We start from the raw sequence: 5,239 nt of genomic DNA on the forward strand, positions 1-5,239 counted from the left end.
TAGCGGGAAGGAAGGATTACCACGTCTCCCCCCGCCAGGATTTCCGGGATATCCCTACGCACCCCTAGAAAACGAACGCGGTTTCCAATTCCTTTCCTTATCACCGCCTCCTCGAGGTCTTGGCGCAAGGGGCCATCCCCCACCAGAAAGAGCCAAAGGTGTTCCTTCCCCCGTAGGACCTCGGAAAAGGCCTCCAGGAGGAGGAGAGGGTCTTTTTGCGGAGAGAACCTCCCCAGGAAAAGGAACACCGTGTCCCTTTCCGTCAAACCCTGCTCATTCCGCCAAGCCCGCCTGGCCTCATCCCCCAGGGAAAAGGCGAAAAGGGGAATACCGTTTGGGATCATAAAAGCCTCTCTACCGTAAAGGTCCTTGAAGCTGGTGGCCACCGCCTGGGAAACCGCCACCGGTACCATTCCCAGCCTCATGGCCATCCGCCGTACCAGCCTCCCCTTGGGTCCCGCTTCACGTTCAGGAAGGTTGTGTACAGTATAGACCCACCCCTTTCGGGAGATGGGAAGCCCCAGGGGGTAGATGAGGTCATGCCAATGGGAATGCACGATATCGGGTCTAAGGCGAAAGAGGACTTTCCCAAAGCGCACAAAGGCCCTTGGGTCCAACCTTCCCCTTGCTCCCAAATGGTACACGGGGAGGCCCGCCTTCCCCAAAACCTCCTCCAGCTCCCCTCCTTGGGGTTCTTGTAGGCTGACCAAGGCTACTTCCAAGCCCTCCGCGTCCAGGGCCAGGGCCAGGTTTGCCACAAACCTCTCTAGCCCCCCTAAGCCTAGGCCTGGGAGAGTGTGAAGGATACGAAGGGGTCTGGACATGAACCTCCTCTGGCCCATTCTAAGAGGGCTTCCGCTGCCTGGCAGTGTCTCCTAGCGAAGGCCTTGAGGCTATAGCGCTCTTCATAAACCCGCCTGTTTTCCCTACCGGCCTCGGATAGGGCTTCCCGGCGTTGGGCCAAATGGGCCACCAGCCGCAAGAGCTCTTCAGGGCCCAATTGCGCATGGTCCACAAGGTATACGCCGGGGGCAAGGATGCTCCTGGCCCCTCCTATCCGGGTGGTGATCACGGGCTTTCCTAAGGACATGGCTTCCAGGATCACCAAATCGAAATAGGTCACCCGGTTAGGTACGAGGATGAGATCGCAGGCGTTTATGGCATCGGCCAACTCTTCCCCAGCGAGAAACCCCAAGTGGCGCAGATTGGGTACGGGCGGAGGGGCTAGAGGTCCGTTTCCCGCGCTTACAAAGACCAGCTCCGGCATCCTCCCAAGGGCTAGCAGGGCTAAGCGGTAGAAGATGTCATAGCCCTTATGGGGATGCCTCCGCCCAAAAAATCCCAGCACCATGGCCTCCTGCGGCAGGCCCCAGGTTCTGCGCACCTCCTCAAGAGGCCTCTTGGGCACGAGCTCTTGCACGCCTGTTGGTAGCTCTAGTACCCGGAGCTCCCGGATTCGCTTTCGCCCATTGCCGGGAAAGTACCCTTCCAGGGAGTGACGGCTTGGTGCCACGAGACCATCGCAAGAGGACCAGGTGCGAAGCTCTTTTTTCGCATAAAGCCCATACACGACCTCCCATAGGAGGGAGGGGCCGGCATAGGACTTAAGGGTATCTGCATATTCCCGCGCCCACTCCACAGGAGAATGGGACATCAGGAGCACCTTCTGCCCCTCTTGGCGGCCGACCTTCTCCAGATAAGCGTGGGCAAGCCACCATTCGTGGAACACCAGGACCCTTGATCGCTTCATCTCCTCCACCTGGGAGAGGGTGAAGCGGTCCAGGAGATCCCTGAAGTCCCAATGCTCCTTAACCGCTTTCAGGGCCTGGTAGACCTTGGGAAATTGCTTGAGAATGCCCTTCAGGAGAGCGGGCCAACCTTTGCCCTTTCCCTTGATGGGGGGTTCGTGGACCTGGGGTGGAGGGAAAAGAAGTTCCACGGCACAGTGGGAACATTGGAGAAGTTCTAGAGCCTCCCTTAGCTGACGGGCATATCCACTGGGACCGCCTCCCCGCCCCATACCGGGGAAAATGTGGGCTACCTGTTCCTTCACCCCTTAGCCACCTCCTCAAAAAGCTTCAAGGCCCTGGCCACCGCCTGGTCCATGTTGTAGTAGCGGTAGTCGCCAAGCCTCCCAGCGAAGAGGACGGTCTTCAACTTGGCCGCCTCCTCCTGGTAAAGCCTAAGCCGTCCTTCGTTCTCCTCCCGGGGCACGGGGTAGTAGGGCTCGTTCTCCCCCGGGGTGTAGGCCTCCGGGTACTCATAGGCCACCGTGGTGTGGGGCAAGAGGTCCTGCCCGGTCAGGTGCTTGAACTCGGTGATGCGGGTGAAAGGGTGTTCGCCCGGATAGTTCACCGTGCCCACCTCCTGGAACCAGGGCTGGGGGTGGTGCTCCAGCCGGAAGCGCAGGGAGCGGTAGGGCAGGGGTCCGTGCAGGTAGCCGAAGAACTCGTCCATGGGGCCGGTGAAGATGAGGCGGTGGAAGCGCACCTCCCCCTCCACCTCCTTCCAGTCCGCCCCCAGGAGGACCTTGATGTTGGGGTGGTCCAGCATCCTCCGGAAAAGGGCCGTGTACCCCTCCTTGGGCATGGCCTGGTAGGGGTCTTGGAAGTAGCGCTCGTCGTAGCTCACCAGGATGGGGACCCGCCCCGTTACCGAAGGGGAAAGCTCTTCCGGTCGCAAGCCCCACTGCTTCAGGGTGTACCCCTCAAAGACGTTCTTGTACACGTACTCGGCCAGGAAGCGAAGGTCGGGGTCCTGGGCCTCCTTGAGCCTCAGGATGGGCACCCGGCTCCCGTAGCCGAAGTGGGCGAGGAGCTTCTCCTCCAACCGGTCCGCCAGCCTCTCCGAGAAGAGACGCCTCAGGGAGGCCAGGCTGAAGGGGAGGGGAACGGGCTTCCCCTCCACCACCGCCCGCACCCGGTGGTAGTAGGGGCGCCACTCCGTGAACCGGGAGAGGTAGTCCCACACCTTCTTGCTTTGGGTGTGGAAGATGTGGGGGCCGTAGCGGTGGACCAGGACCCCGGAGGGGTCGTACTCGTCGTAGGCGTTCCCCCCGATGTGCTGCCTCCGGTCCACCACCAATACCCTCTTGCCCAGCTCCCTGGCGATGCGCTCCGCCAGGGTGGCCCCGGTGAAGCCGGCACCTAGGATAAGGTAGTCTACCTTCACGTTTCCTCCAAAATGGTAAAGAGGCGCTTGGCGCTAGCCTCGAGGGTATGGTGGGTCTGGATGAAGGCGCGCGCTTTGGCTCCCAGGTCCCCAGGTAACCGTTTCAAGGCGGCGGCGATAGCGGAAGGACGGGGCGGCACCAGGAGGCCGGTCTCTCCGTGCTTTACTAACTCTTCCTGGGCTGGAATGGGTGTGGTTACCACGGGAAGGCCCGAGGCCATGGCCTCGAGGGTGGCCAGGCTTTGATTCTCTCCTAAAGTGGGCAGGAGCATGGCATCCACAGCCCGATAAAGCTCGGGCATGTCGCTCCGGCGCCCAAGGAAGTGCACGTTTCTCAGGTTGATGAGGCGAGTGGTGTGCTGCCACAGTTTCATGAGTTCTCCCGTCCCTACCAGGAGAAAGTCTACCTCGGGGAGAAGTCTTGCGGTTAGGAGAACCGCAAGGTGGTTCTTTTCCGGACTCATCCGGGCGGGGACGATGACGGAGAATCTCTTTAAGCCATAGCGTTCTCGGAGAGCCTCTTTTTCTCCGGGTACGGGCGGCCGGAACCGTTCCGTATCTACTCCGTTGGGCACGGAATAGACCCGTTTGACCCCGTGCACCTCCTGCAACCAGCGTGCAGCCCAGCGGGAAACGGTGATCACCGCCTCGGCGCGGACCAGGTTGGGCACTTGCAGTAAGCGGTAGCCTAGGCGGTAGAGGTAATGGAGACCAAGAGGATAAAAAATCTCAATCTGATCGTGAATAAGCGCGGTTAGACGGGGAAATCTTTGGTAGAACCGCCGGTAGCTTTGCGGATACCAGGCGGAAGCCACGATGCGATCGTAGTTTCGGGGAAGTTCTCCCAGGGAGCGGTAAGCGTGGACGGCTATCCCCTTGGTAGCCAGGGCCTCCCGAATAGGGGCGGTCCCTTCCGCTAAGGGCATGGCCACTTCCGCCTCGAGGCCCAGTTGGCGCAGCCGGGGGAGCATTTCCCTTAAGTAAACCTCGCTTCCCCCTACGGTTTTCGCATCGGTCAAAAAGAGAATTCTCATACGGTTACGGGAAGAGGATTTCCACCCTCCGTTTTCCTGCCAAGGAAGGAAAAGTCGCAATCCCCTTAAAGGCTAGGGTTGGGTGCGGGGATAGCAGGTATATCATGCGGGTTCCCGAGATCATTCGTAAAACCCCTCTTGCCATTTTATAGTCCTCCATCCTTTGACTCGGTATAGGAGAGTGGTGTGGAGCTGGGTCTGGTCACCGATACGGCAGCGGACTTATCCCCAAAGGTGCTGGGGGAAGAAGCAGTGGGTGTGGTGCCCATCTATGTCCACCTGGCGGGCAGAAGGTACAAGGACTGGCAGGAACTTACCCCAGATGCCCTCTACCAGGCCATGCGGGCGGGGGCCGAGCCTGTGACTGAGCCCCCGGGGGTGGAGGATTTCGCCGAGGTTTACGAGCGTTATCTTCAGGTATACGACCGCATCCTTTCCCTCCACGTTTCGGGGGAGCTTTCCAAAACTGTGGATAGGGCGCGGGAAGCAGCCCTCAAGGTAGCCCCCACCCGCATCCGGGTAGTGGACTCGGGGATGGTGTCCGGAGGGCTTGGGGCCATGGTGCTCAGGGCGGTGGAAATGCTGAGGAAGGGGGCGGAGGAGGAGGCGGTGGTACGGGAGTGGGAGAGGCTTAAGCGTGCCAGCCTCTACTTCAGCGTGGCCGACTTATCCCACTTGGCCCGGAATGGCCGTCTTCCCCGCTTCGGGGAGGTGGTGGGCAACCTCCTCGGCCTTCGTCCCATCTTGCGGATTGAGAAGGGGCACATACGCTTCCTCAAGGTGGCCAAGGAGGGTTCGGTGCCCGAGGTTCTTGCCCGCCTCGTCCTCGAGGAGCTCAAAGGACGGCCGGCACGCATCACCATCGCCCATACCGATGCCAGAACCGAGTGGATCGAGGGCTTAAAGAAAAGCCTGGAGGGGGCTTTGCGCCTGGAAAAGGGGCGTATCACGCGAAGCGGGGCCACCATCGCCGCCAACGTGGGCCTCGGGGCTATAGCCATCCACGCCTACTCGCTAGAATAGGCAAAGGGTGC

5 protein-coding genes are annotated in these 5,239 nt (G+C 60.6%); 1 reads left to right on the forward strand and 4 read right to left on the reverse strand.

Annotated features, from left to right (window positions below):
• From Q0693_RS00685 to Q0693_RS00700, 4 genes are all read right to left on the reverse strand, one after another.
• Positions 1-758: glycosyltransferase (locus tag Q0693_RS00685; RefSeq protein WP_298628282.1), on the reverse strand; the 758-nt coding region annotated here is incomplete at its 3' end.
• A gap of 23 nt (positions 759-781) precedes the next feature.
• Entirely contained in the window at positions 782-1,939 is a 1,158-nt protein-coding gene (locus Q0693_RS00690; RefSeq protein WP_298628288.1) for a glycosyltransferase, read from the reverse strand.
• Positions 1,940-2,049: 110 nt separating this feature from the next.
• Entirely contained in the window at positions 2,050-3,171 is a 1,122-nt protein-coding gene (gene glf / locus Q0693_RS00695; RefSeq protein WP_298628291.1) for a UDP-galactopyranose mutase, read from the reverse strand.
• Positions 3,168-4,205 (reverse strand): glycosyltransferase family 4 protein, encoded by a 1,038-nt coding sequence (locus Q0693_RS00700; protein WP_298628294.1) that lies wholly within the window; start codon positions 4,203-4,205, stop codon positions 3,168-3,170. The genes glf and Q0693_RS00700 overlap by 4 nt, the downstream gene beginning before the upstream one ends.
• Before the next feature lie 186 nt (positions 4,206-4,391).
• Between Q0693_RS00700 and Q0693_RS00705 the strand changes: the two genes are divergently transcribed.
• Complete coding sequence (locus Q0693_RS00705; RefSeq protein ID WP_298628297.1) at positions 4,392-5,228, forward strand: DegV family protein; 837 nt, start codon at positions 4,392-4,394, stop codon at positions 5,226-5,228.
• Positions 5,229-5,239 lie beyond the last annotated feature (11 nt).

It is taken from the genome of uncultured Thermus sp. (assembly GCF_938010445.1).
Lineage (GTDB): Bacteria > Deinococcota > Deinococci > Deinococcales > Thermaceae > Thermus > Thermus altitudinis.